The 26,131-nt window shown below is 38.3% G+C and carries 21 protein-coding genes, 1 pseudogene and 1 other annotated feature; of the genes and pseudogenes, 15 read left to right on the top strand and 7 right to left on the bottom strand.

All coding sequences use genetic code 11. From position 1 onward, the window contains the following. The first annotated feature begins 86 nt into the window (after nucleotides 1-86). The 5 genes from P7D84_RS04995 (at nucleotide 87) to pheT (ending at nucleotide 11,466) form a co-directional block, all read left to right on the top strand. Entirely contained in the window at nucleotides 87-3,569 is a 3,483-nt protein-coding gene (locus P7D84_RS04995; protein WP_311805328.1) for a PD-(D/E)XK nuclease family protein, read from the top strand. Continuing rightward, on the top strand, nucleotides 3,559-7,236 hold the full coding sequence (gene addA / locus P7D84_RS04990) for a helicase-exonuclease AddAB subunit AddA (RefSeq protein WP_311805327.1): 3,678 nt from the start codon (nucleotides 3,559-3,561) through the stop codon (nucleotides 7,234-7,236). The genes P7D84_RS04995 and addA overlap by 11 nt, the downstream gene beginning before the upstream one ends. 66 nt (nucleotides 7,237-7,302) lie before the next feature. Further along, nucleotides 7,303-7,647 (top strand): winged helix-turn-helix transcriptional regulator, encoded by a 345-nt coding sequence (locus P7D84_RS04985; protein WP_137603189.1) that lies wholly within the window; start codon nucleotides 7,303-7,305, stop codon nucleotides 7,645-7,647. 47 nt (nucleotides 7,648-7,694) lie between these two features. Beyond that, nucleotides 7,695-7,887 (top strand) — a binding site (T-box leader). A 111-nt stretch (nucleotides 7,888-7,998) separates the two neighbouring features. Next, nucleotides 7,999-9,042 carry a phenylalanine--tRNA ligase subunit alpha gene (pheS, locus tag P7D84_RS04980; RefSeq protein ID WP_137603188.1) on the top strand — a complete coding sequence of 348 codons (1,044 nt, stop codon included), beginning with the start codon at nucleotides 7,999-8,001 and terminating at the stop codon, nucleotides 9,040-9,042. A 6-nt stretch (nucleotides 9,043-9,048) separates the two neighbouring features. Beyond that, a complete protein-coding gene (pheT, locus tag P7D84_RS04975) occupies nucleotides 9,049-11,466 on the top strand; it encodes a phenylalanine--tRNA ligase subunit beta (protein WP_311805326.1) in 2,418 nt (805 codons plus the stop codon). 45 nt (nucleotides 11,467-11,511) lie between these two features. On the opposite strand, the gene P7D84_RS04970 is transcribed toward pheT, so the two are convergent. From P7D84_RS04970 to P7D84_RS04955, 4 genes are all read right to left on the bottom strand, one after another. Continuing rightward, nucleotides 11,512-11,865: a DUF1667 domain-containing protein gene (locus tag P7D84_RS04970; protein ID WP_311805325.1), complete on the bottom strand. Its 354-nt coding sequence runs from the start codon at nucleotides 11,863-11,865 to the stop codon at nucleotides 11,512-11,514. Beyond that, the gene (locus tag P7D84_RS04965; protein ID WP_311805324.1) at nucleotides 11,862-13,124 is read right to left on the bottom strand and encodes an NAD(P)/FAD-dependent oxidoreductase; all 1,263 of its coding nucleotides are present in this window, start codon (nucleotides 13,122-13,124) and stop codon (nucleotides 11,862-11,864) included. Before P7D84_RS04965 ends, P7D84_RS04970 begins: the two co-directional genes overlap by 4 nt. A gap of 1 nt (nucleotide 13,125) precedes the next feature. Beyond that, nucleotides 13,126-14,574, bottom strand: a complete 1,449-nt coding sequence (locus tag P7D84_RS04960; protein WP_311805322.1) for an NAD(P)/FAD-dependent oxidoreductase — start codon at nucleotides 14,572-14,574, stop codon at nucleotides 13,126-13,128. Nucleotides 14,575-14,750: 176 nt separating this feature from the next. Next, nucleotides 14,751-15,320: a glycerol-3-phosphate responsive antiterminator gene (locus P7D84_RS04955; RefSeq protein ID WP_137603183.1), complete on the bottom strand. Its 570-nt coding sequence runs from the start codon at nucleotides 15,318-15,320 to the stop codon at nucleotides 14,751-14,753. 340 nt (nucleotides 15,321-15,660) lie between these two features. On the opposite strand from P7D84_RS04955, the pseudogene hemH reads away from it, so the two are divergent. Then, nucleotides 15,661-16,611: pseudogene (hemH, locus tag P7D84_RS04950) on the top strand (ferrochelatase). A gap of 78 nt (nucleotides 16,612-16,689) precedes the next feature. Here the strand turns inward: hemH and trpS are convergent. Beyond that, nucleotides 16,690-17,700, bottom strand: a complete 1,011-nt coding sequence (trpS, locus tag P7D84_RS04945; RefSeq protein WP_311805321.1) for a tryptophan--tRNA ligase — start codon at nucleotides 17,698-17,700, stop codon at nucleotides 16,690-16,692. 261 nt (nucleotides 17,701-17,961) lie between these two features. On the opposite strand from trpS, the gene P7D84_RS04940 reads away from it, so the two are divergent. Genes P7D84_RS04940 through P7D84_RS04925 form a run of 4 tightly spaced genes read left to right on the top strand, consistent with a single transcriptional unit; the run spans nucleotide 17,962 to nucleotide 20,858 of the window. Continuing rightward, nucleotides 17,962-18,699: an amino acid ABC transporter ATP-binding protein gene (locus P7D84_RS04940; protein ID WP_137603180.1), complete on the top strand. Its 738-nt coding sequence runs from the start codon at nucleotides 17,962-17,964 to the stop codon at nucleotides 18,697-18,699. A 10-nt stretch (nucleotides 18,700-18,709) separates the two neighbouring features. Beyond that, nucleotides 18,710-19,543, top strand: coding sequence for a transporter substrate-binding domain-containing protein (locus P7D84_RS04935; protein WP_311805319.1), 834 nt, complete (start codon nucleotides 18,710-18,712; stop codon nucleotides 19,541-19,543). Further along, on the top strand, nucleotides 19,543-20,187 hold the full coding sequence (locus tag P7D84_RS04930) for an amino acid ABC transporter permease (protein ID WP_137603178.1): 645 nt from the start codon (nucleotides 19,543-19,545) through the stop codon (nucleotides 20,185-20,187). The genes P7D84_RS04935 and P7D84_RS04930 overlap by 1 nt, the downstream gene beginning before the upstream one ends. Nucleotides 20,188-20,207: 20 nt before the next feature. Beyond that, nucleotides 20,208-20,858, top strand: coding sequence for an amino acid ABC transporter permease (locus P7D84_RS04925; RefSeq protein WP_311805317.1), 651 nt, complete (start codon nucleotides 20,208-20,210; stop codon nucleotides 20,856-20,858). 170 nt (nucleotides 20,859-21,028) lie between these two features. Here P7D84_RS04925 and P7D84_RS04920 read toward each other — a convergent pair whose 3' ends face one another. Next, a complete protein-coding gene (locus tag P7D84_RS04920; protein ID WP_137603176.1) occupies nucleotides 21,029-21,262 on the bottom strand; it encodes a hypothetical protein in 234 nt (77 codons plus the stop codon). A gap of 150 nt (nucleotides 21,263-21,412) precedes the next feature. On the opposite strand from P7D84_RS04920, the gene racE reads away from it, so the two are divergent. From racE to rpsN, 5 genes are all read left to right on the top strand, one after another. Next, complete coding sequence (gene racE, locus P7D84_RS04915; protein WP_137603175.1) at nucleotides 21,413-22,225, top strand: glutamate racemase; 813 nt, start codon at nucleotides 21,413-21,415, stop codon at nucleotides 22,223-22,225. A 2-nt stretch (nucleotides 22,226-22,227) separates the two neighbouring features. Then, the gene (gene rph / locus P7D84_RS04910) at nucleotides 22,228-23,565 is read left to right on the top strand and encodes a ribonuclease PH (RefSeq protein ID WP_311805315.1); all 1,338 of its coding nucleotides are present in this window, start codon (nucleotides 22,228-22,230) and stop codon (nucleotides 23,563-23,565) included. Continuing rightward, on the top strand, nucleotides 23,562-24,074 hold the full coding sequence (locus P7D84_RS04905; protein WP_311805313.1) for a metallophosphoesterase: 513 nt from the start codon (nucleotides 23,562-23,564) through the stop codon (nucleotides 24,072-24,074). Before rph ends, P7D84_RS04905 begins: the two co-directional genes overlap by 4 nt. A 91-nt stretch (nucleotides 24,075-24,165) precedes the next feature. Further along, entirely contained in the window at nucleotides 24,166-24,654 is a 489-nt protein-coding gene (gene cbpB / locus P7D84_RS04900; RefSeq protein WP_311800289.1) for a cyclic-di-AMP-binding protein CbpB, read from the top strand. Nucleotides 24,655-24,806: 152 nt separating this feature from the next. Continuing rightward, on the top strand, nucleotides 24,807-25,076 hold the full coding sequence (gene rpsN, locus P7D84_RS04895) for a 30S ribosomal protein S14 (RefSeq protein ID WP_137603171.1): 270 nt from the start codon (nucleotides 24,807-24,809) through the stop codon (nucleotides 25,074-25,076). A gap of 89 nt (nucleotides 25,077-25,165) precedes the next feature. Here rpsN and P7D84_RS04890 read toward each other — a convergent pair whose 3' ends face one another. After that, the gene (locus tag P7D84_RS04890; RefSeq protein ID WP_311805312.1) at nucleotides 25,166-26,080 is read right to left on the bottom strand and encodes a mechanosensitive ion channel family protein; all 915 of its coding nucleotides are present in this window, start codon (nucleotides 26,078-26,080) and stop codon (nucleotides 25,166-25,168) included. Nucleotides 26,081-26,131: the final 51 nt, after the last annotated feature.

Raw genomic sequence — 26,131 nt, 5'->3', positions numbered from 1 at the left:
TTTTTTGTTTGTCTTTGACCATGCGCTGTTTTACGGGAACTGTTATAATAAACAAGGAACACAATCTAAAGAAAAGAGGGGAAACGATGACATTACAATTTTTGTTAGGTGCTGGACAGAATGATGCGACAGAGCAAATGATTCAGACAGCACAAGCTTGGCTGGAGAAAAATCCAGAGAATCGAGTGTTTTTCTTAGTCCCCAATTACAATAAATTTGAACAAGAGATCACACTTTTGTCAGCTATGAAACAGATAGAAAAAAAGACGGCATTTAGTACAATCCGTACGCAAGTTTTTAGTTTTCAGCGTTTGGCTTGGTACTTCTTGCAGCGGGATGGGCAAGTCCCAGGAAATATTTTATCCGAAGCCGGCAATGCGATGATTTTGCGAAAAATTCTTCAGGAATTAAAAGAAGACTTGACAATTTTTCGCGGGGAAGTAAATAAAACAGGTTTTATTCAACAATTGGTCGGCTTTTACCAGGAGATGCAGATTGGAAATGTTACAGTCGCCGATTTAGTTGAAAATGGAAGTGATCCGGATCAAATATTAAAACTTCAAGATTTACAAAAGGTTTTTGCTGCTTATGAAGAAGCGTTGATCGATTATCAAGTAGCGAATGAAGACCCACTATTGTTGCTGCATGATTATTTAAAAGGACAAGACCTCGCACATAGTTTATTTATCGTTAGCGGGTTCACCCGATTCAATGCTCGAGAATTAAATGTTTTGAATGCCTTGATGACTTGTGGAGAGTTAATTGTTTCTTTGGAATTGGACCGGCCATATCCTAGCGAAGAGCCCAATCCCTTGAATTTATTTGCTGATCCTGGCAAAACTTATTTTCAATTAAAGAAAAATGCTGATTTTCAACAGATTCAAGTTCGTCCGGATCGTTTTGCTCGTAAAAAAGCGACTGTTTTCAATCAAGTCGGTGCGTTTTGGGCAGATCAAGAAAGAACGGATTTATCACATTCAGAACAAATCCAGCTTACAAAATACGTCACCGTCGCAGAAGAGATTCGAAAAGTCGGTGAAGAAATAAGACGTTTAGTCCGAGAGGAAGGGTATCGCTACAAAGATATCCAAATTTTATTGCGTAATCCGAAAATCTATGACAGTGTCTTGCCTGATTTATTCCAAAAATTAGCTATCCCATTTTATTTGGATGAAACACAAGCAATGGCGGCACACCCGTTAATTGAATTTTTACAAGCCTTGTTTTTGATTGACAATTATCATTATCGGATTAACGATGTTTTTCGCTTGCTGCGAACAGAATTATTTGCGCCATTCAATTGGGCGGGGGAGACTTGGTTTTTACAACAACAAGAATACCGAGAAAAAATTGATCAGACAGAAAATGTTTGTCTAGCCTATAATTTCCGCGGAAGTGCTTGGACAAAAAAAAGTGAATGGGCCTTTGTCGACTATGACTTTGAGGCAGATGTCTTTAATGATGCCAAACAATTAGAAGCTATCGCCAATGAAGTTCGTCGCTCAATCCAACAAGTGTTGCCGCCATTTTTTGAAAAGATAAAACAAGCAGCTAATGGACTAGAAGCTGCCACTACTTTTTATCATTTTTTAGAAAATAGCGGGGTGAAAAAACAGTTATTGTTTTGGCGTGATCAAGAAGTGGAACGGGGCAATTTAGATAAAGCCCGGAACCATGAACAAACTTGGCAAGCTCTGCTTGATCTTTTGGATGAATATGTGTTGATCTATGGAGCGGACCCGTTTGATTGGACCGCCTTTCAAGAGATCTTTTTAGCAGGTTTGATGAATTTGTCTTACGGAAAGATTCCTACAGCGATCGATCAAGTTCGAATCAATGATTTAGAGTTGGCTCGGGTGGACCAAATGAAAGTCACATTTGCTATTGGCTTGAACAACAATGAGTTTCCTGCTCGTTTCGATGATAAAGGATTATTGTCTGCAGAAGAACGTTCATTGTTTAATCAAAACTTACCTGATGGAAAATTCTTACCAGAAAGTAATAGCTCTAAGGTAAATCGAGAACCTTTTCTGGCCTATTCAGTCTTTCTTTCTGCAACTGAAAAGCTTTATTTGAGTGTTGCAGCAACAGTAGAAGGTGAAAAAAAATTAGAGATCTCTGCATTTTTACGTCAGTTGAGCCAAGGACTCCAATTACCAATCAAAGAAAGCGAGTCATTGAAATTAACTAGTGCACCGGAAGATCATATAGGAACAATGCGGACGTTATTGTCTGATTTAATCGCCTTGAATCGGTTTGCTCAAGATGAGAATCGCGCGTTCTTGCCATCGTGGCGAGAATTACAAAAATTTATCCAAAATAGTTCACTGGCTCCTATGGCGCAACGAGTTTTTAAAAGTTTGCAAGATCTTAACATTCCAAAAGAATTGTTGCCGGAAACAGCCGAACAGTTATACGGAAAGAATCTCTATGTCTCTGTTTCGCGCATTGAAAATTTTTATAATTGCCAATATAAATATTTTGCAAATTTTGGTTTGGGATTAAAAGAACGAACAGTCTATGGATTGACTCCTGCAGCGGCAGGTGATTTTTACCATGAAGCTTTGGATCAATTTTTCCGATTGATAAAAGAGCAAGGGCTGCGATTGGCAGAGTTGAATGAAGCTGAACGGAATCATCTGGCTGAAGAAGTATTGAAAGAGATTTTTGGGGAATTGAAGTTTGCGATTCTTTCTAGTTCAGCCCGAATGAATTATATTCGTTATCAGCTATCACGTACGATTCAACGAGTCAGTTGGGCATTGGTCCAACAAGGAATGCGGACAAGTTTTGAACCCCAGCAAACAGAAATTCTTTTTGGTTCGATTGGCGGTAAAAAAGGTATCCCAGGGATTGATCTCCCTTTATCAAATGGAGGAAAAGTTGCAGTTCGTGGAAAAATCGATCGCTTGGATCAACTTCAAGGAAATGAACATGATTGGTTGAGTGTGATTGATTATAAATCGAGTCCGCATAGTTTTAATGTGGCAGATGCTTATTACGGGATTGCCCTGCAATTGATTACTTACTTGGATGTTGCAGTGACAGATTTTAGTCAAGCAAACGGAAAAGAAGTCAAACCAGCAGGTGCCTATTATTTACACGTTCATAATCCCGTTTTGCAAGAACCTAAAAACGTAGAAAAAGATATGTTGAAGGCCTATCAATACGATGGATTATTTACAAAAGAACCGGCACTGTACGAAGAATTGGATAGAAGTTTACAAGAAAAAGAAAATTCTGTTTTGTTTCCAATCAAAAAAGATAAAAACGGTCAAACAGTGATTTTATCGCAGTCAAAAGATAAATTCTATGATTTGTCGGAGATTGAACTGTTGCGTGAATACAATCGAGAGAAGATTCAACAAGCTGGCAATCAGATTATTTCTGGTGAAATCAAATTGAATCCAACTTATAAAGACAATCAGCGGATTGCTTGTCAGTATTGTCCTTTCCGCAGTGTCTGCAAGTTTGATGCTATGTTGAAGGAAAATAATTATCATCGTTTAGAAAAACTTTCTAAAGAAGAAGTCTTGAAACGAATGGAGGAAGAGCTGCATGACAACTAATTATCCGATCCCTCCAAAGGCTCCAAATGAGATCTATACGGATTCTCAGTGGCAAGCAATTTATGATCAGGGGACCAATCTATTGGTTTCAGCTTCTGCTGGATCAGGAAAAACGGCAGTATTAGTCCGCCGTGTAATCGAAAAAATCAAACGACAAAAACTTTCTGTAGATCAACTTCTAGTTGTGACTTTTACTGAAGCAGCAGCAACAGAGATGAAAGAACGAGTTCAGACTGCTTTACAAGAAGCGATTAATGAGGAGACGGATCAAGAATTAAAAAATCATTTCGCTCATCAATTGACCTTGTTGCCAACTGCAAATATCTCAACTTTGCATTCATTCTGTTCAAAAGTCATCCAGCGCTTTTTCTATTTGATTGATCTAGATCCAAGTTACCGAATGCTGACAGATGATACTGAGATGATTTTGTTAAAAGAAGATGTATGGGATGAATTGCGAGAAACGTTTTATGAAGAGAATCAGGAGATTTTCTATCGACTAACTGAGAATTTTTCAAATGATCGGAGCGATAGCGGATTAGAGGATTTGATTCTTTCAATGTATGAATTCGCTCGAGCAAATCCAAATCCTTTTCAATGGTTAGATGGATTAGTTGAAAATTATCGAGTGAAAGATTTAGCTGCTTCAGAGCTGTACCAACAATCAATTCGGCCACAAGTATTGGATAAACTGCATGAGATTGATCAAATGTATCACTGGCTGATCTCAACTAGCCAAGGGGCAGAAGAGTTGCAAAAAATCACTGAACTTGGTCAAAATGAACAAGCTCGCATTCAGCAGATTGAACAAGAGTTATTGGCAGATCGCTTGTCTGATGTGTTTACTTTATTCAAAGAGCTCAACTTCCCAACTTATCCTTCCCCACGTAAAAAAGAAATCAAAGAACTCTATGGAGACGTTATTGCAGAAGGAAAAGCCTATCGCGATCAAGCCAAAAAAGAATTGCTGAAAATCAAAGAAATGTATTTTGCAGTTTCGCCAGAAGAACAAGTGGAGCGATTGCAAGAAGCATTGCCTATCGTAGAAGAATTGGTCCGCGTAGAAAAACGATTTATTGAAGAGTATTCAGCAAAAAAACGTGAAAAAGGGATGCTGGACTTTAATGACCTAGAACATTTCACTTTACAGATCCTACAAACAGAAATTAATGGGGACAGACCAGCTGAAAACTATTACCGCAAACGATTTGCAGAGATTTTAGTCGATGAATACCAAGATATCAATCAATTGCAAGAGACGGTTTTGCGTCAACTTAGCAGGGAAAAACCTGGGAATCTTTTTATGGTTGGAGACGTTAAACAGTCGATTTATGGATTTCGTTTAGCAGATCCGACATTGTTTATTCAAAAGTATCATGATTTTTCTGAAGAACATGGCGGTCGGCGAATCATTTTAGCGGAAAATTTCCGCTCACGAAAAGAAGTCTTGGATTTCACCAATTTGATTTTTACTCAATTGATGGATCCAACTGTAGGTCAGATTGAATATGACGAACAAGCAGAATTAATCAACGGGTTCACTAATTTCCCTGACACTGACACATTTGCGCCTGAACTATTAATTTATCAAAAAGATGGAGATGTTCCTGAGTGGATCGAGGATAAATCAATGGGTGAAATCTTTATGACAGCAATGAAGATTCGTCAGCTGATCGATCAAAAATTTGAAATCTATGATAAAGAGCAAAAAGAGATGCGAGCCGTGCGTTATGAAGACATTGTATTGTTGATCCCAACGCGAAGCAATAACCTGACAATCTTAGAAGTGTTCAAACAATTAGGAATCCCGCTAGCTGTTAATGATACGCAAAATTACTTTCAATCAACAGAATTACGAATCATGATTGCTTTATTGCAGATTATTGATAATCCTTACCAAGATATTCCATTGGCTGCTGTTTTACGTTCACCGATCGTTGGTTTACAAGAAGAAGAGCTGGCACAGATTCGTTTGGCTTTGCCGCAAAAAGAGTATTATCAAGCGGTGAAACGATATCTACAAGACAATGAGAATCAGACTGCGAAAAAATTAGCAGTTTTTATGAGTCAATTAAATGAGTGGCGCGAATTTGCTCGGCGCGAATCTTTGGCAGATTTATTGGTGAAGATCTACAATGAGACAGCTTATTTGGATTATGTTTTAGGGATGCCTGCGGGTCAACAACGCCATGCCAATTTATTGGCGCTGATCGAACGAGCAAAAGATTATGAGCGCAGCAGTTTCCGAGGATTGTATCAATTTATTCGTTTTATTGAGAAAATGCAGGAAAAAGATAAAGATCTAGGTGAGCCTCCTATTGAAGAGACTCGCGATGCAGTACGAGTGATGACTATTCACGGAAGCAAAGGTTTGGAATTTCCTATTGTCTTTTTAATGGATATGAGCAAAAGCTTCAATCTACAAGATACTCGAAGAAATTATGTGTTTGATGAACGATTAGGACTTGGGGTCAAGTTGTTAACTCCAGATACCCGAATCAGACAAGATACTTTGTTGTTTCAAACAGTCAAACAAAAAAATCTAAATAAGTTATTGTCAGAAGAAATGCGAAAATTATATGTCGCTTTAACGAGAGCTGAACAAAAACTGTTTCTCGTTGGTTCATATGAAAATGAAGAAGCAACATATAAAACATGGAGCAAAGGCGCTTTAAATGAAAAAATAGTCTTAGATGCGGGGCTTCGAAGCGGTCAGAAAGATAGTTTCTTTGATTGGGTCGGTTTGACATTATTTAGACATCCGATCATGGAAAATTATCAAAAAGATTACCAGATTAATCGACTACCGAGTTTGAAACAGCATCCAGCAGTTTTCAAATTAAATTTTATCGAGCCGCAAACGATCGCAGAGGCGGTTCAAACGTATCTCCCAGCTGTGAAAACATTAGATATCCCGCAAGGAGCGATTAACATCCAACCGTTGAAACAGCGTCTAAGCTTTAAATATCCATACCCTGAAGCAACCAAAACTACCAGCTATCAATCAGTATCAGAATTAAAACGTCTCTACGATGATCCTGATAATCAAGAAAATATCCCGCTTACACCATCGCAGCCAAACTATCGCTTTACTGAAAGCGAATTGGGGGAGCCTAAATTTTTAGGAACAAAAAAAGAATTGTCTGCTGCTGAAATCGGGACAGCAACACATTTAGTTATGCAGTTGCTGCCATTAACAGAAATACCTCAACGCAATACAATTGAAAATCTGATTGAAGAATTATTGTTACGACAAACATTGACTTCAGAAATTGCTGAAAAAATCTCGATTGACAGTATTTTACAATTTTTTGATTCTCCATTTGGTCGTTATTTAGTTCAACATGCGAATCATTTATATCGTGAAGAACCGTTTGCTATGCTCTTGCCAGCAGATCAGTTATTCAGTGACTATCAAAACCAAGATGAGATCTTAATTCATGGAATCATTGATGGTTACTTAGAATTTGATGATAAAATTATCTTATATGATTTAAAAACAGATTATTACACACCTCAAAAAGAACAACAGCTGATCAATCGCTATCGTGGTCAATTGTATCTGTATAAGGATGCATTAGAAAAAGCAAAACAAAAACCTGTTGAAGCAGTCTATTTAATCTTTTTACGTGCCAATCAAACAATTAATTTGTTAAAAACTTCTTAGGGATAGGCAAGATGCACTTATAAAATGTAAGTGATATGCTATACTTTCTCTATCGAGGTGAGAATTATGGAACAAGTAGAAGTAATGGACTTTTCGCTCTGTCCAAAATTTGAGAAAGGATTTCAAATTTTAGGCAAAAAATGGAATGGTCTGATTATTGACGTGTTGTTAGAAGGTGGGCCTCAAAGATTTGTTGATATTGCTGCGATGATTCCTAATGTCAGTGACCGAGTTTTAACAGAACGGCTAAAGGAACTAGAATCAGAAGGTATCGTTGGTCGCGTGATTGCTTGTGAAAGCCAAAAACGGATGGATTATTGTTTGACGAATAAAGGAAAAGCTTTGAAAAACGTAATGAATGAGATTCATCGATGGGGTGATACGTGGATCACTGATGAAGAATGTAGTTGATAAATTGATTGATTTCTTGTAGTATTGGGATAGTCAATTGAATAGTTCAAAAAGCGTCGATAGAAAAGAGTAATCTTTTTGGATCTTTGAAGGGAGTGTCTGTCACTGACTGGAAGCAGACTAAGAAAAGAAAAGATGAAGTTCACTTCTGGAGCTTGTCATCAGACCGGCAGAGCCGTTAAGAAAAGAGAGCGCCAATTTTGGCGAATTAGGATGGTAACGCGAGACCTCGTTCCTTTATGGAATGAGGTCTTTTTGTCGTTTAATTGTCTTAAGTTTGAAAAGAAAGAATGGGCTGAGTGTTAATCAAGGTTCCTATCTTTTTAAAGCACTAAGGAAAGGAAGAAAATCATGAGTTTACAAGAACAACTAGAAGAACTAAAAAGTAAAACCTTAGCAAAAATCAATGCAGCTGAGGAACTTTCCGCGGTAGAAACAATCCGTGTAGAAACATTGGGGAAAAAAGGACCAATCACAGAAGTGTTACGCGGTATGCGAGATCTTTCAGCAGAAGAACGTCCCAAAGTTGGCGCTTTTGCCAATGAGATTCGTGATTTATTGACAAAAGCTGTAGAAGATCGTAAAGCTGAGCTGGCAGAAGCAGCCTTAGCCAAACAATTAGCTGCAGAATCATTAGATGTTACTTTGCCAGGAAAAAAAGTATCTCACGGGACACGTCATGTACTTACTCAAATTATGGAAGAGATTGAAGATACGTTTATCGGTATGGGCTATCAAGTGATTGAAGGAACGGAAATCGAATCCGATCATTACAATTTTGAACGCATGAATTTACCTAAAGATCATCCGGCACGCGACATGCAAGATACTTTTTATATTTCTGATGAAGTATTGTTGCGGACCCATACATCGCCTGTTCAAGCACGAACGATGGAAAAACATGATTTTTCAAAAGGGGCGTTACGTATGATCTCCCCAGGAAAAGTATTTCGCCGTGATACCGATGATGCGACCCATAGTCACCAATTCCATCAAATCGAAGGGTTAGTGGTTGATAAGGGAATTACCATGGGAGACTTAAAGGGAACCTTAGAAGTCTTGTTGAAAGAATTGTTTGGTGCCGATCGTAAAATTCGATTGCGACCAAGTTATTTTCCCTTTACCGAACCTTCTGTCGAAGTGGATGTCAGCTGCTTCAAATGTGGCGGCAAAGGCTGTAATGTCTGCAAACACACTGGTTGGATCGAAATTCTAGGAGCAGGGATGGTTCATCCAGATGTATTGGAGATGTCTGGGATTGATTCAAAAGAATATTCTGGTTTTGCTTTTGGTTTAGGGCCAGACCGAATCGCGATGTTGCGTTATGGTGTCAATGATATTCGAAATTTCTATTTAAATGATGTTCGTTTCTTGGAACAATTCAAGGGGGAGTAAAGAGCAATGTTAGTTTCATATAAATGGTTAAATGAATACGTCGATATAAAAGGAGTCACTCCGCAAGAACTAGCGGATCGGCTTTCATTAACAGGGATCGAAGTTGAAGGAGTAGAGATTCCTCAAGAAGGATTAAAAAAAATTGTGGTCGGTGATGTGAAAGAATGTATTCCGCATCCTGATTCTGATCATCTATCCATTTGCCAAGTAGACATCGGTGAAGAAGAATTATCTCAGATTGTCTGCGGTGCACCAAATATTAAAGCAGGAGTCAAAGTTATCGTAGCGTTGCCTGGTTCTCGAATTGGCGGCAATGTAAAGATCAAAAAAGGCAAAATGCGTGGACAAGTCTCTAACGGAATGATCTGTTCCTTACAAGAACTTGGATTTAGTGATTCCGTCATCCCTAAAGAATATGCTGAAGGTATTTATTATTTACCAGAAGATGCGCTTGCAGGAAAACCGGTTTTTCCTTATTTAGAAATGGACGATGCAATCATTGATTTATCGATTACACCTAATCGTGCGGATGCTTTGAGTATTCGTGGAGTTGCTCATGAAGTTGCTGCAATCTACAACAAAGAAGTTGATTTCCCAGCAGTGGAATTAAAAGAAGCAGCCGAACATGCCAGCACGAAAATTAATGTTTCTGTGACAGATAAAACGGATGCGCCACATTATGAAATTCGGATTATTGAAGACGTAAAAATCGGACCTAGTCCACAATGGCTGCAAAATCGTTTGATTAATGAAGGCATTCGTCCAATCAGTAATGTAGTGGATGTAACCAATTATATCTTGTTATTATTTGGTCAACCGTTGCATGCTTTTGACTATGACAAATTAGGTAGTAAAGAAATCGTAGTTCGTCGAGCAAAAGAAAAAGAACCATTCACCACATTAGACGGTGTTGAACGAACATTGAATCCAGAAAACATTGTGATCACTAATGGGGAAATTCCAGTAGCTTTAGCTGGCGTAATGGGCGGATTGGATTCAGAGATTTCTGAGGAAACGACAACTGTTGCTCTAGAGATGGCACTATTTGATCACACGTCTATTCGCCGCACGTCACAAAGTTATAACTTACGCAGCGAGTCTTCCATGCGTTTTGAAAAAGGAATCAACCAAAATGAGATCAGCTTAGCTGGAGAAGTCGCAGCAGCAATGATTGCAGAATTAGCAGGAGGAAAAGTCTTACAAGGTGCAGTAAAAGGCAGTGAAGTTCAACCAAAAAATGTTGAAGTCAGCACAACGGTTGAAAATGTTAATCGTTTCTTAGGAACTGATTTAACACAGGCACAAGTTAATGACATTTTTAAAGCACTTGAATTTCCGACACAAGTCCATGACGGCGTAACGACTGTCAGCGTACCGCCACGTCGTTGGGACATCACGATTGAAGCAGATTTAATGGAAGAAATCGCTCGAATCTATGGCTATGACCGTTTGCCATCGACATTACCAGAAGGTCAAACAGTTGCAGGTTTCTTAACGCAAACACAAAAAGCTACTAGAAAGGTACGTCAGCTTTTAGAAAGTGCTGGATTATCTGAAGCAATCAGCTATGCTTTGACCACAGAAGAAAAAGCCCAACAATTTTTAGTAAATGAAAGTAAAGTGACTCGAGTTGCTTGGCCGATGAGCGAAGAACGATCAACGATGCGCTTGAACTTAGTCAGCGGTCTATTAGAAGATTTATCCTACAATGTCGCTCGTAAAAATAACGATGTCGCTTTTTATGAAATCGGGCATGTTTTTTATCAAAACAATGATCCTAAAAAATATTTACCAAGTGAACAAAATCATGTGGCAATTGCGCTCACAGGCAACATTAGGGACAAATCTTGGACTGAAAAGGCTCAATCAGCCGATTATTATACCATCAAAGGAATGGTTGAAGAATTAGTCGAAGGACTGGGATTAACCAATAAAGTTACCTACCAAGCCATTCAACTAGCTGAGATGCACCCAGGGCAAACAGCTGGAATCTATTTAGATGAAAAATTGATTGGGTTTGTCGGTCAAGTTCATCCAGCAGTAGCGGCAAGTTATGAATTAAAAGCTACTTTTGTTGCTGAGTTGGACTTAGCGGCGATGATTGCACAAGAAACCTCTCCATTGGTTTTTGAAGCTGTTTCAAAATATCCAGCTATTAATCGCGATATTGCATTACTTGTTGACGAAACAACAACCAATGCTGAAATCGCAGAAGTGATCAAAGACGCAGCCGGGAAATTTTTAGCCAATTTACAAGTATTTGATGTTTATCAAGGTGCGAATATCGAAACTGGTAAAAAATCAATGGCTTATAATCTGACTTTTGTTAATCCTGAAGCAACATTGACAGATGAAGAGATCAATCGCAATATGTCAAAAGTGACTAAGAGTTTAACAGAAAAATTACAAGCAGTTATCCGCTAATTAAAAAGAGTCAGTGACGCCATGTCACTGACTCTTTTTTAGTTTTTAGATAGCTTGGATGTCACTGGTCGCTACGACATCGATACCGGTATTCAAAAGATTCTTGATTGCGACATCTCCGATAGTGATTGGCGCTTGTAATTGAACAGCATTGATGGTCTTCATAGCTTCTAAAACGGCTTTTTTAGGGATTCCATCCGTTGTTTTAACAGAGCAGAGGAAGTTATTTCCGCCATTGACTCGAACTGTTGATGTAACTACACGAATAGGATTAGTTGCTTCTGCTTTGCCGTATTTCACACCTTTATTGCAGCTGTTTCCGCTGACTTTATACTCATTAGACTCATCGACCGTTAAATGACAGCCTTTTGGACACATGATACAGATAAAGTTTTTCATGCTTTTACTACCTCCTCAACACAAATCTCCACTTCTCCATTGGTCACTTTATCTAAGATTTTTTTTGATAGTTTGATTTTTTCCATTTCACCAGGGACAATGTAGCTCTTTTTTTGTTTTGCTAAGACTTCGCCTTGTGATTTAATCAAAATCTGACTCTCATCAAAGACTTGATTGACCCGAAAGAAAAGTTCTACTCGTCGTGCTACATTTTCGTCACGAATCATTTGGGGAACGACATAGGTGACATGATCTCCATTTTTGACAGAAAAACAGTTTGCAGTTTCTTTTTGCTGTTCTGAAATATAGGTTGCAGCAGCAGTTCCTGCTTTGATACTTTCAGCAGTGACAAAGTCTACTAGATCGTGGACGTGGACGACGTTGCCGCAAGCGAAAATACCAGGAGAGGAGGTTTCCATATTTTCATAAACAAACGGGCCGTTAGTTTTAGCGTCTAAATTGAGATTTGCATCGCGGCTTAGTTCATTTTCTGGTAACAAACCAACCGATAATAAGATTGTGTCACAATCAAATGTCCGCTCTGTTCCAGGAATCGGTTGCCGTTTATCATCAACTTGTGAAACGACTACTTGCTCTACCCGATTTTTTCCGCGAATTTCAGTGATGGTATGAGAGAGATATAACGGGATATCAAAGTCATCTAGACATTGAACGATATTTCTAGTTAAGCCGCCTGAATAAGGCATAACTTCTACACAAGCCAATACTTCAGCACCTTCTAAAGTCATTCGTCGTGCCATGATTAAACCAATATCCCCCGAACCTAAAATAATTACTTTTTTTCCAACTAAATAGCCTTCCATATTAACATAGCGTTGTGCGGTACCAGCGGTGTAGACACCTGCTGGGCGACTACCTGCAATGCCGATAGCACCACGTGTTCGTTCACGGCAACCCATTGCAAAAATTAATGCTTTAGCTTTTAAAATCTGATATCCTTTTTCTTTGTTGACGATATGCACTTCTTTTTCTTCTGTTACTTCTAAGACCATCGTATCGAGCAGAACTTGAATATCGGTTTTTTTCACTTGTTCAATAAAACGAGCGGCATATTCAGGGCCAGTCAATTCTTCTTTAAAATGATGCAAGCCAAATCCGTTATGGATACATTGGTTCAAAATACCGCCTAATTTTTGATCCCGTTCAATGATCAGGATATCTTTTACGCCATTTTCATAAGCAGCTGTCGCAGCTGCCAATCCAGCGGGACCACCGCCAATTACGATCAAGTCATGCATCTTAATGTCCTCCTTTTGTAGCTTCAACTAAAATATTGCTGCCTTCGCGATCTTGCAAAATAGTTAAAGGCGATACATTCAATTCATCCGCTAGAATATCAACGACGCGTGGCCCACAGAATCCACCTTGACAGCGGCCCATCCCGGCATTGCATCTTCTTTTGACTCCATCAACAGAGACAGGAGGGATCGGAGATTGCGCAGCCGTTTGAATTTCACCTTCAGTAACAGTTTCACAGCGGCAAATTACTCTGCCGTAAGAATTATTTTTTGAAATAAGTTCATTTTTTTCTTTAAAATTAAGTTCTTGAAAAACAATTTTTTCACGTGAATCGATATGGACTTCTTTTTGTTCAAATGTTCTTCCTGCTGATTTTTCTAAAAGTTCGATGGCGTAGACAGCAATTGCTGGAGCTGAAGTCAATCCTGGTGATTTGATTCCTGCTAAATCGATAAAACCAGGTGCGGCTTCTTGCAAGACAAAATCACCGGCAGAGCTATTGGCACGAACACCAGAAAAATTACGAATTGATTGGCGTAAGTTAAGATCAGGAACAGATTTTTTAGCTAAATCAACGACTGTTTTTAATCCTGTGATTGTATTTCCCGTATCTTTTCCACTGTCTAAATCACTACGTTGAATAGATTCTGAATTAGGTCCTACGACTAAATTCCCATGAACAGTCGGGCTGATCAAGACACCTTTTCCGCTGCTAGAAGGGCATTGAAAGATGACATGATGAACCACATCACCTTCAGATTTATCTAAAAGATAATATTCCCCGCGATTCGGTGTAATCTCAAACGTCGGCTCTGCAATCAAGTTGTGGATGTCGTCAGAGTGAACACCTGCAGCGTTGAAGATATATTTGGTTTGATAAGTGGCTTGATTTGTCGCGACTTCGTAACCGTTTTCATTTTTACGGATGGCAGTCACACGATTGTTCAAAGCAATTGTTACATCATTCTTTACAGCCGTTTCTGCTAGAGCAAGGCAAAATTCCCACGGATTCACGATTGCAGCAGTAGGGGCATAAAGAGCGCCTAGACTTTTATGAGAAAGATTGGGTTCTTTTTTATGAAGCGCTGCTTGGTCGAGTAATTCTAGACCTTCCACACCGTTTTTGACACCACGATCATAAAGTGTCTGAATAAGAGCTAATTCCTCATCAGAAAAAGCAACGACAAGAGAACCAATCTGATTATAATGGACAGAAAGTTTTTGGCAGAGTTCTTTTGCGCGTTTTGCTCCTTCCACATTTAATCGTGCCATCAAAGTATTCGGTTCTGGATCATAACCAGCATGCAAGATTGCACTGTTTGCTCTAGTTGCTCCAAGACTTACATCATTTTCTGCCTCTAAAACTAAAGTGTTTAATTGATACTTACTTAATTCATAGGCAGTCGCGGCACCGACGATTCCGCAACCGATGATAATCACATCGTACATTGTTTTTCCTCCCGCATAGTTAAGCGATGACTCGCTCTAAGTTTTTTTGCATTGCAGCAAAAAAGAGTATAGTGAACAAACGCCAATTTTTATTGACGTTTGCAGCTATACTCTTTTATCTCTAGCAATTATTTAATTATCTGTATTATAACACGGATAAAAAAGTTCAACAATCACTAAACGGACCAAATTGAACTTTCGGTGGTTGAAATTGCTAAACAGCCAGCACCTAAAGCGCCCATGATATCTTCTTTGTCTCGGATCAATCCACCAACAATCAATGGCTTTCTGGCGTGGGTTATTAGCTCTTTGATGATTTTTGGAGAAACGTTAGGAAGGATCTCCACTAAATCCGCTTCGGTATATTTTAGTTGGCGGTTAATATTTTCCAAGGCAGAAGAATCTAGTAAAAAAAAACGTTGGATTGCTAATAGTTGATGTTTTTTTGCTTGGCGGATGATTGTCGGTTTTGTGGAGATGATTCCATCGAATAACGTTGTTTGCTTAATGTAATCAATTGCTTTTTCATCAGAAGATAATCCCTTAACTAAATCAGCATGCAAGATTGCAACTTTCCCGCTAGCTTTGATTTTCTTAGCTAGTTCGGCTAGTTCCATAATATGCGATTGAAGAATAAAGATAACTTCAGCTTCTGAATCTAATGCGGCCGCTAATTCAACTTCGTTTTTAGCAGCTGCAATCACCGGTGAGAACTCTAATTTTTGATACAATTCGTGAAAATTCATTCAATATAACTCCTTCGGCTTACTCTAATTTATTTTACCACGGAGGAAATGGAAGAAAAAGAACTGTTTCTAATGAGTAAGATTTAAAAGAAAAATTGATGAAAATCAGCAAATTATTTAAAATTACGCTAGTAGACATAAAATATAAGGAGTAAACCAAAATAATTCTGAGGAGATATCAAGCAGATTAGTGGGCGGTCAGGTTTTTAAGAAGAATAAAACGGTTTTGACAAGCATAGTCTCAAATAATTCATTGAAAACTATTTTTCTTTTGAGGCAGTTCAGAAGTGTTTTTTTGAGTTTCTTCTGCTATAGTTTAACGTAGAATCAAAAATGAAGGATGTTAATAATGCAAAAAGGTATTTTATTAGTAAATTTAGGGACCCCTGAGGAGCCAACACCAGAAGCGGTGAAAAGTTTCTTAGCTGAATTTTTATCTGATCGGCGAGTAATCAGATGGCCGCGTGGGTTGTGGTTACCAATCTTACATGGAATCGTGCTTCAGATCCGTCCTAAAAAAACAGCACGTACGTATCAAAAGATTTGGCGCAAAGAAGGCTCTCCGTTATGGATCTATACCAAACGACAAACGGAATTGTTGCAAGCTCTTATGCCGGATGCTATTGTTCGTTATGCGATGACTTATGGAGATCCAGGAATCCGTGAAACAATTGATGAAATGAAACAAGCTGGGATGACAGATTTATTTGTCTTACCATTATATCCCCAATATTCTGAAACTACAGTAGCACCGATTTATGATCAAGTAGGTAACATCTATAAAAATGCGGTGGAGATTCCTCATCTTCAAATGTCAAGCTCGTTTTATGACCATGAAGGATATCTTCAATTACTGGCTGATCAGATAAAACAACAATTGGCTGAAAAAACGTTTGATATGATTTTATTTTCGTATCATGGTATTCCTGTTTCTATAGTTTAACAAGGCGATCCATATGAAGAACAATGCAAACTCACTACACAAAAAGTAATGGAAAAAGTAGGGGAGTTTCCTTATGCACATTCTTATCAATCAAAATTTGGACCAGGACAGTGGTTGACACCAATGACTTCGGCTACATTGAAAGCTTTGCCGAGTCAGAATGTCAAAAAAATTCTAGTGATTACTCCTGGTTTTGTAGCAGATTGTTTAGAAACAATCGAAGAGATTGATGAAGAAAACCGTGCGTATTTCATGGAAAACGGTGGAGAAACTTTTGAATACATTCATCCGTTTAATGACTCGCCGGAATTTACGCAGATTTTACGCTCTATAATAGAAAGAACATAAAAAACTACCCACTGAAGAAAAGCATTACGCAATCTTTAGTGGGTAGTTTTTACAATTAAAACTAGCTATTGGTTTGAACTAAGCAAAATAGTTGATTCCCATAGCCTGTTTTACTTCGGATAATGTTTTTGCAGCGACTTTTTGTGCTTTTTCACTGCCTTCTTTTAATTGATGCATCACTGCATCGGGATCTTTTGCGAACTCTTCGCGACGCGCACGAATCGGTCCAAGTTGAGCTTCTAATACGTCAATCAAGTAACGTTTAATCTTAACATCGCCAAGACCGCCATGACGGTAGTGTTCTTTTAATTCAGCAATTTTTTCTTTGTCTGTTCCGAAAACATCTAAGTAAGTAAAGACCATATTTCCTTCGACTTGACCAGGGTCTGTTACGTGAATGTGATTTGGATCAGTATACATACTCATAACTTTTTTTGCTAAAACATCGGTAGGATCAGCTAAATAGATTCCATTTCCCAATGATTTACTCATTTTTCCATTTCCATCGATTCCTGGTAAGCGGCCTTGACCTTTTTCTGGAAAGACACCTTTGGGTTCTACAAGGACGTCCCCATAAGTATGATTGAAACCTTGAACGATTTCTTGTGTTTGTTCTAACATTGGTTTTTGGTCTTCACCTACAGGAACTAAAGTAGCTTTAAAGGCGGTAATATCAGCCGCCTGAGAGACGGGATAGATGAAAAAGCCTGTTGGTACACTTTCACCAAATTTCTTTTGTTCAATCTCAGATTTTACTGTTGGGTTGCGGCGAACACGCCCGACGCTGACTAAATTTAAATAATACATGGTTAATTCAGCTAATTCAGGGATCTGTGATTGAATAAATAAAGTCGAACGTTTTGGATCTAAGCCTACAGCCAAGTAATCCAAGGCGACTTGTAGAACATTGGAGGAAACTTTTTCTGGATTTTTTGCATTATCAGTCAAAGCCTGCATATCGGCAATCATAATAAATAAATCGTTATCAGGATCTTCTTGCATCAAGACGCGATTTTTTAGCGAACCGACATAATGACCTAAGTGTAATTGACCCGTCGGACGATCTCCGGTTAAAATGATATTTTTCATTAACTCACCTTTTCATAAAAATTCTTTCAATAGTCTCTTCAAATACTACCTTTTTTTTCAAAACAAGACAACTCTTATTGTTGTTTTTATAGAAAGTATCAGCAGCGCTTATGTTATAAAACTTAACATAGAAACAGAAGGAAATAAAATGTTTTTTTCTAACACTAGGTATTTTTCTTTACAAAGTAAAAAAATTTAGCTTATAATTAGACCCACATTGGAATAATTAGAGAATAATAAGGAAAAAAGAGGTGGTTAAACATGCCAATGGTGGAATTTAAGCATGTAGAAAAATACTATGGGAAGTTTCATGCCTTGAAAGATATTAACTTATCCTTTGAAAAAGGAGAGGTCGTTGTAGTAATCGGACCTTCTGGCTCAGGAAAAAGTACGATGTTGCGGTGTATCAATGGCCTGGAAGACATCACTTCAGGACAGCTCATGGTAAATGACAAAGATTTACATAGCAAAGATGTTAAGTTAAAAGACATCCGAAAAAATATCGGGATGGTCTTTCAACATTTCAACCTTTATCCCAATAAAACAGCGTTAGAAAACATTACGTTAGCACCAATCAAAGTTTTGAAACAATCATCTGAACAAGCGATAAAAACTGCTGAGAAATTGTTAGATCGTGTAGACATGTTAGATAAAAAGGATTCTTATCCTTCTATGTTATCCGGAGGCCAGCAACAACGGATTGCCATCGCCCGTGGTTTAGCGATGAATCCCGACTTGCTGCTTTTTGATGAACCGACCTCTGCACTTGATCCGGAAATGATTGGCGATGTGCTGAATGTCATGAAAAAGATTGCCCGAGATGGTATGTCGATGATTGTTGTGACCCATGAAATGGGATTTGCTAAAGAAGTAGCTGATCGAATTATTTTTATGGCTAACGGGGAAGTATTAGAAGATACTCGAGACGTCAAAGGATTCTTCGACCGACCACAAGAGGAGCGGGCACAACAATTTGTCAGCAAAGTAATCAATCATTAGGAGGCAGCGTATGTCGAAGATAAAAAAAATAGGCGCCTTTCTGTTTTTACCGCTGCTATTTATGATTGTATTATCAGGCTGCAAAGGAGAAAGTGTTGCAAATAAAAATATCGCAAAACGAATCAAAAACGAACCGACAATCGTGTGGGGTGTGAAATACGATACACGTTTATTCGGTATGATGGATATTAAAACTCGCAAAGTTGAGGGGTTTGATATCGACATCGCCAAAGCGATCACAAAAGAAATACTTGGTAAAAAGGGTAAGGCAGAGTTTATCGAAGTGACTTCAAAAACTCGGATTCCGTTACTAAAAAATGGGAACATCGATACTATTATCGCTACGATGACAATCACGGATGAACGGAAGGAACAAGTTGATTTTTCTGATATTTATTTTGATGCTGGGCAATCATTATTAGTCAAAAAAGGCAGCCCTATCAAAAATGTAAAAAGCCTGACAGCCAACGATACGGTTCTAGCTGTCAAGGGTTCTACATCAAGTATCAATATCCGTAAAAACGCACCGGATGCTAAGATTTTAGAACTGGAAAATTATGCAGAAGCATTTACCGCGTTGCAATCAGGTCAAGGACAAGCAATGACGACTGATAATGCGATTTTGTTAGGGATGGCTTCAGAAAATAATAAGTACGAATTGGCAGGCGGTACTTTTACAAACGAGCCTTATGGAATCGCAATCAATAAAGGCCAAGAAGATTTCTTGAAAGAAGTCAACAACGCATTGTCTAAGATGCATGATAATGGTACCTACGATAAGATTTTTGAAAAATGGTTCTCTAAAGATGCAGAAGGCCGAGCGAAAAAGGGGGCGCAGTTTTAATGACACATGTATTCCAAACTTTCTCTGCTGATTTTGTCAGTGGATTCAAGTATACGATTTATGCAAGTTTATTGGCACTGATCTTTAGTTTGATTATCGGGACATTGATGGCGATTTTACAATTGTCTCATAATCGAATCATTCGAAATTTAGCCAAAGCTTATGTAGCATTTTTTCGTAATATTCCGTTATTGATTATCGTCATGTTTTTTTATGTCGTTGCACCTATGTATTTTTACAGTTTTGATGGCTTTCAAGCCGGCACGATTGGTTTAACGATTTACACTTCGGCATTTATTGCTGAGACTGTTCGTTCAGGAATCCAAACGGTTCCTAGTGGTCAATTAGAAGCGGGACTTTCTTCAGGTTTTTCTTACGCTGAGACGATGCGCTATATCGTTTTACCACAGGCATTTAAGATTGTTATCCCGCCGTTAGGAAATCAGTTTATCAATCTGATTAAAAATTCTTCTATTTTAGCAATGGTAGCTGGATTGGATTTGATGTATCAAGGAGATTTGATTGCTAGTACCACCTTTAACACTTTTGATACTTATATCATCGTTGGAGTATTCTATTTGATTTTAACACTGCCTTTGTCTTATCTAATGAACTATTTAGACAAGCATTGGGCAAAGGCCTAGAAAGGGAGGGGTAAAATACTATGAACGAAGCTTTTTCATGGATGAATCTGCGTTTCCTTTTGGATGGGCTGTGGGTGACGATTCAAGTTTCGATTGTCTCGATTATTTTTAGTATGATTCTCGGCGGAATCGCTGGAACTGTCCGTTTTAGTAATGTCCCGATTCTTTCACGAATCGTTGGGATAGTTATCGATGTCATTCGAAACTTGCCGTTATTGCTAATTATTTTCTTCACCTACTTTGCTTTGCCGCAAATCGGTATCAAGCTGAATATTTTCTGGGCGGCCGTTGCTGCGTTGACAATTTTTGAATCTGCTATGCTGTCAGAAATTTTTCGAGCAGGTCTAAATGCTGTACCAAAAGGACAAACAGAAGCAGGGATGTCTTCTGGATTGACTTATGTCCAAACATTAACAATGATTATTATGCCGCAAGCATTTAAATCGATGTTACCAGCTATTTTAAGTCAGTTGATTTCTTTGATCAAAGATACTTCTTTAGCAGTGATCATCTCTTTACCAGAATTGACTCACAACGCTAAAATCATTTATGGTCAAAATACGAATTACGTCATTCCGATGTTTATTGCAATGACTTTGATGTACTTCGTTGTTTGTTACTTGTTGTCAGTAGTTTCTAGTTTCCTAGAAACAAGTAAATATAATTATTAAATAAGAGCTGTAACAACAATCTGAGCACAAGAAAATATCCGAACTATAGAATGTAAAGCAACTTGTTTATCACAGGAGCTATACTATCTAGTTCGGATATTTTTTTACTCAAAGCTCAACAATAGACGAGAGTTATTTCTTATTTTCCAACATTGTTAAATAGATAAAATCTAATTTTTTTCTTTTTCTTCTTCGGTCTCACGTTCGGTCTCTTTCATTGCTGGATCTTCATAGACAGCGCCAGCTTGGGTCTTGCCAAGTTTTTCTAGCATTCCTGGTTCATGATTTTCTGCCTCTTTTTTCTTTTCCTCAACTTCTTTTTCGGTCGCTTTAATCGCCGGATCTTGGTTGCGATCATCAGCAGCGATTTTCCCCAAATTTTCAGTCAGCTCTTTTTTATCCATTAGTATCCACCTCTCTTTTAGTTAAGTGTAGCATTGATCAATATCTCTTCAAAAGAAAACGCTTTTTATCGATTGGGACGCTGGGGCTTGAAAAAAATCACTAAAAAGTGGAAAATAAGGTGATACTTGGAATGAGATAGGGTGAGCATTTTGTCAAATGAAAGACCAATTGGATTTATCGACTCTGGTGTGGGCGGTTTGACTGTGGTCAAAGAAGCCATGCGCCAGCTGCCGAATGAAGAAATTTTATATCTGGGAGATACGGCACGTTGTCCGTATGGTCCACGACCTGCTGAACAAGTCATTGAGTTTACTTGGCAAATGACTCGTTTTTTATTGAAAAAAAAGATTAAAATGCTTGTAATTGCGTGTAATACAGCAACGGCAGTGGCATTAGCAGAAATCAAAAAAAAAGTTGATATTCCTGTGATTGGTGTTATTCAACCGGGTTCGCGTGCAGCGTTGAAGGCGAGTGATTCAGGTCGTGTTGGAATCATCGGGACAATCGGGACAATTAAGAGCGATTCTTATAAACACGAGTTACAAGAAAAGGCACCAGAGACTTATGTGTCTAGTTTGGCTTGTCCCAAATTTGTGCCTATCGTAGAAAGTAATCAATACAATAGTTCAGTAGCGAAAAAAATTGTTTCCCAAACATTGTCGCCGCTGAAAAAAGAAAAATTAGATACGTTAATCTTAGGTTGTACTCATTATCCTTTATTACGTCCGATCATCCAAAACGTAGTTGGCCAAGAAGTTACATTGATCGATTCTGGTGCAGAAACAGTTAGTGATGTCAGCACGTTATTGGATTACTTCAATTTAAATAATTACGATCAAACAGCCCCTAAAGCCAAGAAATTTTATACAACAGGTTCGCCTAAAATGTTTAAAGATATTGCTGGCCAGTGGTTGGATATTACTGATTTGAATGTGACACACATTGATCTAGGAGGAGAATAAGTTTGCGACATGATGGAAGAGCAGTTCAACAAATACGTCCGATAAAGATCGAGACAAATGTGTTTAAACATCCTGAAGGTTCGGTTGTCATTTCTTTTGGCGATACAAAAGTGATTTGTTCAGCGACTTTAGAAGATTCTGTACCGCCTTTTTTACGAGGAAGTGGAACTGGTTGGGTAACTGCTGAATATAGTATGTTGCCACGAGCAACAAATACACGGAATCGACGTGAGAGTGCCAAAGGAAAATTAACTGGTCGAACGATGGAAATCCAACGCTTGATTGGTCGCTCGTTGCGTGCGGTGATTGATTTAGAAAAACTAGGTGAACGGAGTATCATCGTAGATTGCGATGTTATCCAAGCCGATGGCGGAACAAGGACAGCTAGTATCACTGGAGGATTTGTCGCATTATGTTTAGCAATCAATAAATTATTATCTAGTGGTGAATTAATAGAAGATCCCATCAACGAACATTTAGCAGCAATCAGTGTAGGGATTTTACCTGATGGAGCGGTTGTAACAGATTTAGATTATCAGGAAGATTCTTCAGCTGCTGTTGATATGAATCTAGTGATGACAGAATCTGGACGTTTTGTTGAAATCCAGGGAACGGGTGAAGAAGCAACTTTTGATGACAATGAATTGAATGCTTTAATTTTGCATGCTAAAGCAGGAATTGAAGAATTGATTGCTTATCAAAAAGAAGTGCTTTTTACAAGTTGTGAAACGGAAGAAAAAACGATTGTGATCGCAACACGTAATCCAGGAAAAGCACGTGAATTTGCGGCGATGTTTTCAAAAGAAGGGTATCAAGTCAAAACCTTATTGGATTACCCTGAGTTACCGGATGTGGAAGAAACAGGAAAAACTTTCGAGGAAAATGCACGCTTAAAAGCTGAAACAATCGCTCAAATTTTACAGCAACCTGTTTTAGCAGATGACTCTGGCTTAGTCGTAGATGCGCTAAATGGGATGCCGGGAATTTTTTCTGCTCGTTTTGCTGGAGAAAGAAAAAGTGATGCAGCCAATAATGCGAAATTGTTGTATGAATTGACAGATGTTCCAGATGAAAAACGAACGGCTCATTTTCATTGTACACTTGTTTTTGCAGCACCTCAAAAAGAGAGTTTAGTAGTGGAAGCAGATTGGCCTGGCCGAATCGGTCGTATTCCTCAAGGGGAAAACGGCTTCGGATATGATCCATTATTTGTTGTACCTAGTTTTGAAAAGACAGCAGCCGAATTGACTGGGGAAGAAAAAAATCATATCAGTCATCGTGGTTTGGCGGTCAAAGAACTAGGAAAAGTTTGGAAGAATTGGTTGGAGGAAAATAAATGAAATATTTAGTTGTGAGTGATAACCATGGAGATCGTAATATCCTAGTGGAGATTGTCAATCGCTATGTGGGAATGGTGGACCACATGTTTCATTGTGGAGATTCAGAATTAGCGGCCAATGATGAATTGTGGAACCATTTTACAGTTGTTACAGGTAATTGTGATTACGATCTTGAATATAAAGAAGAACAGATTATTGAAACAGAAGAGGATATTATTTACATGACCCATGGTCATCGCTCGAATGTTCGTTTTGGACTTACGATGCTCTCAATCCGAGCACAAGAAGTCGGTGCCAACATTGCTTTATTTGGTCATATCCATCAAGCGGTAGCAGACTATGATAAACATATCTTATTTGTGAATCCAGGAAGTATCTCCCAACCACGTGGCCCTGTGCAGATTCCTAGTTATGCGATTATCGATAGCGAAAAAGAGGGATACCACGTACAGTTTTATAATCGCTCACATCAGCCGATTGAAGAATTAGTCGCAGACTTTGCGCGATAGTTTCTAATTTTTACTAAATATTTCAATAATGAGCGCTTTCTTTTTATCAGTAGGGTAAAATAAGGTGAAGATATTAGAACGGAGGCATCATATGATTAGTCCCGCAATTGAACAATTAATGAAGGAACATGAAGAAACCATGATGATCCCAGCAGAAAATGTTGCGAATGTGATCAAAGAACATCCTTTGGAGCATGCATTGCTGCTTTTATCGCAAGCTGGTTATTCAACCATTCCGGTTTTAGATAAAGAGGATCATTTTGTTGGTTTATTGAGCTTGAATGATATTGTAAAAAGAATGTTGGGGATCGATGGTATTGATACATCCAATTTGGAAAAGTTAACAGTTGCAGATGTCATGAAGACAGATGTATCCGTAATGCGTCTAGATGCGGAATTAGAAGACATCCTGCATTTACTGGTAGATGCTGCTTTCTTGCCTGTTTTAGATCAAGAAGGGGTATTTTGCGGTATTGTGACTCGCAGAGAAATCTTAAAGGCAGTGAATTATACTTTTCACACATTTGAACGTAAAAACCATGAAACAAAATTGATTTTCCATGCAAATTCACCAAGATGATCAAAAGAGATCCTAAGAGGGTCTCTTTTTTTGACTAAACATGTATAAGTCAGATGATTGACTTTTATAAAATATCATGCTATTTTTGGCAAGTGTTTAAATAATAATCATTACGATTAAGCTCGATTGATAAATGAATCAGGAGAAAATAGATGGCAAAAAAAGCAAAAATCATTAAAATGCAGAAACAACAAGCCTTGATCGAGCGTTATGCCGACCAACGTTCAGCGTTAAAAGCTGCGGGAGATTATGAAAGTTTAGCAAAACTACCGCGAGATTCCAGCCCAACTCGATTAAAGAATCGGGATCAATTGGATGGCCGTCCAAGAGGATACATGCGGAAATTTGGGATGTCACGGATTAAATTTCGTGAATTAGCGCATAAAGGACAGATTCCTGGCGTAAAAAAAGCAAGCTGGTAATCAGTGGCAATCTTATGAAAGATCAGCGCTGCTTAAAGCAAATAACACAAAAAAGCGAGTCATGAGATTTTTCATCATGACTCACTTTTTTATTTTCCAAGCGAAATCGGATTATTGGGAATAGTAAAACCATTTTGATGCAGAATATTTACATAAGATTTTAAAAATTCTTCTTTTAGTTTATATTGTTTTCCATTGGTAACATATAAAATTGTTCGAATTGCATAGTTACTATTTCCTAAATCTACCATGCCAAAAAGTGTTGGTCCGTCAAAGATTTCGTCATTAAATTCTTCGGCTAATTTTTGATTTGCTTCATCGATCAAACTGCTGATCTTGTCATAGCCCTCATCTGGTTGGATACGAACATCCACTTTGACTTGCATATGTGCTCGCGAAAGGTTGCTGATAGTCGTGATGTTTCGATTGGGGATAAAATGGACGGTACCATCAGCAGATTTCATTTGCAGCATTCGGATACCAACTGAGGTCACCGTTCCTTCAATTTGCAAATCAGTTAGACGAATATAATCACCAACATCAATCTGTTGTTCCATAATGATGAAAAAGCCAGTGATGATATCATTTGTAAAGCCCTGTGCGCCTAAACCGATAGCAATCCCAGCAATCCCAGCTCCTGCTAAAAGTGATCCTACTGGAATACCAATCGTATCCAAGATCGAATAAAGGAAAAAGAAGAACAATGTATAAGAAAAAATATTTAGGGATAATGCATGGATTGTTTCAATCCTAGTAGCGTTATCGGCTACTTTTTTCTTTTGACGTTCAAAAGATTGGTTAATCAAAAAGCTTCCGATTTTTCGAATCAAATAAAATAAAACTAAGACGGCTAAAAGTGTCAATCCTTTTTGAATTAAGATGGAAAATACCTGATCCCAGTCGATCGATTGCCAATATTTCTGCCAAGCTGACAATTGTTCTGTTGCTTGATCTACTACATTCGTGTCGCTAGAATCTATGGTCTGTGTCGTAAATAAAAACATAAGTCGCTCCTAATAATTGATAGAAATAGTGTAACAATCTTTCGCTTTTCT

It is taken from the genome of Enterococcus dongliensis (assembly GCF_031927985.1).
In the GTDB taxonomy this organism is placed as follows: Bacteria; Bacillota; Bacilli; order Lactobacillales; family Enterococcaceae; genus Enterococcus_A; species Enterococcus_A dongliensis.
The sequence above is the reverse complement of the archived record's forward strand: the minus strand, read 5'-3'. Positions and strand labels throughout refer to the sequence as shown.

Coding starts and splice junctions, on each gene's coding strand:
- P7D84_RS04995 (WP_311805328.1), top strand. CDS start 87: ATGACATTACAATTTTTGTTAGGTGCTGGACAGAATGATGCGACAGAG.
- addA (WP_311805327.1), top strand. CDS start 3,559: ATGACAACTAATTATCCGATCCCTCCAAAGGCTCCAAATGAGATCTAT.
- P7D84_RS04985 (WP_137603189.1), top strand. CDS start 7,303: ATGGAACAAGTAGAAGTAATGGACTTTTCGCTCTGTCCAAAATTTGAG.
- pheS (WP_137603188.1), top strand. CDS start 7,999: ATGAGTTTACAAGAACAACTAGAAGAACTAAAAAGTAAAACCTTAGCA.
- pheT (WP_311805326.1), top strand. CDS start 9,049: ATGTTAGTTTCATATAAATGGTTAAATGAATACGTCGATATAAAAGGA.
- P7D84_RS04970 (WP_311805325.1), bottom strand. CDS start 11,865: ATGAAAAACTTTATCTGTATCATGTGTCCAAAAGGCTGTCATTTAACG.
- P7D84_RS04965 (WP_311805324.1), bottom strand. CDS start 13,124: ATGCATGACTTGATCGTAATTGGCGGTGGTCCCGCTGGATTGGCAGCT.
- P7D84_RS04960 (WP_311805322.1), bottom strand. CDS start 14,574: ATGTACGATGTGATTATCATCGGTTGCGGAATCGTCGGTGCCGCGACT.
- P7D84_RS04955 (WP_137603183.1), bottom strand. CDS start 15,320: ATGAATTTTCACGAATTGTATCAAAAATTAGAGTTCTCACCGGTGATT.
- trpS (WP_311805321.1), bottom strand. CDS start 17,700: ATGAAAAATATCATTTTAACCGGAGATCGTCCGACGGGTCAATTACAC.
- P7D84_RS04940 (WP_137603180.1), top strand. CDS start 17,962: ATGCCAATGGTGGAATTTAAGCATGTAGAAAAATACTATGGGAAGTTT.
- P7D84_RS04935 (WP_311805319.1), top strand. CDS start 18,710: ATGTCGAAGATAAAAAAAATAGGCGCCTTTCTGTTTTTACCGCTGCTA.
- P7D84_RS04930 (WP_137603178.1), top strand. CDS start 19,543: ATGACACATGTATTCCAAACTTTCTCTGCTGATTTTGTCAGTGGATTC.
- P7D84_RS04925 (WP_311805317.1), top strand. CDS start 20,208: ATGAACGAAGCTTTTTCATGGATGAATCTGCGTTTCCTTTTGGATGGG.
- P7D84_RS04920 (WP_137603176.1), bottom strand. CDS start 21,262: ATGGATAAAAAAGAGCTGACTGAAAATTTGGGGAAAATCGCTGCTGAT.
- P7D84_RS04905 (WP_311805313.1), top strand. CDS start 23,562: ATGAAATATTTAGTTGTGAGTGATAACCATGGAGATCGTAATATCCTA.
- cbpB (WP_311800289.1), top strand. CDS start 24,166: ATGATTAGTCCCGCAATTGAACAATTAATGAAGGAACATGAAGAAACC.
- rpsN (WP_137603171.1), top strand. CDS start 24,807: ATGGCAAAAAAAGCAAAAATCATTAAAATGCAGAAACAACAAGCCTTG.
- P7D84_RS04890 (WP_311805312.1), bottom strand. CDS start 26,080: ATGTTTTTATTTACGACACAGACCATAGATTCTAGCGACACGAATGTA.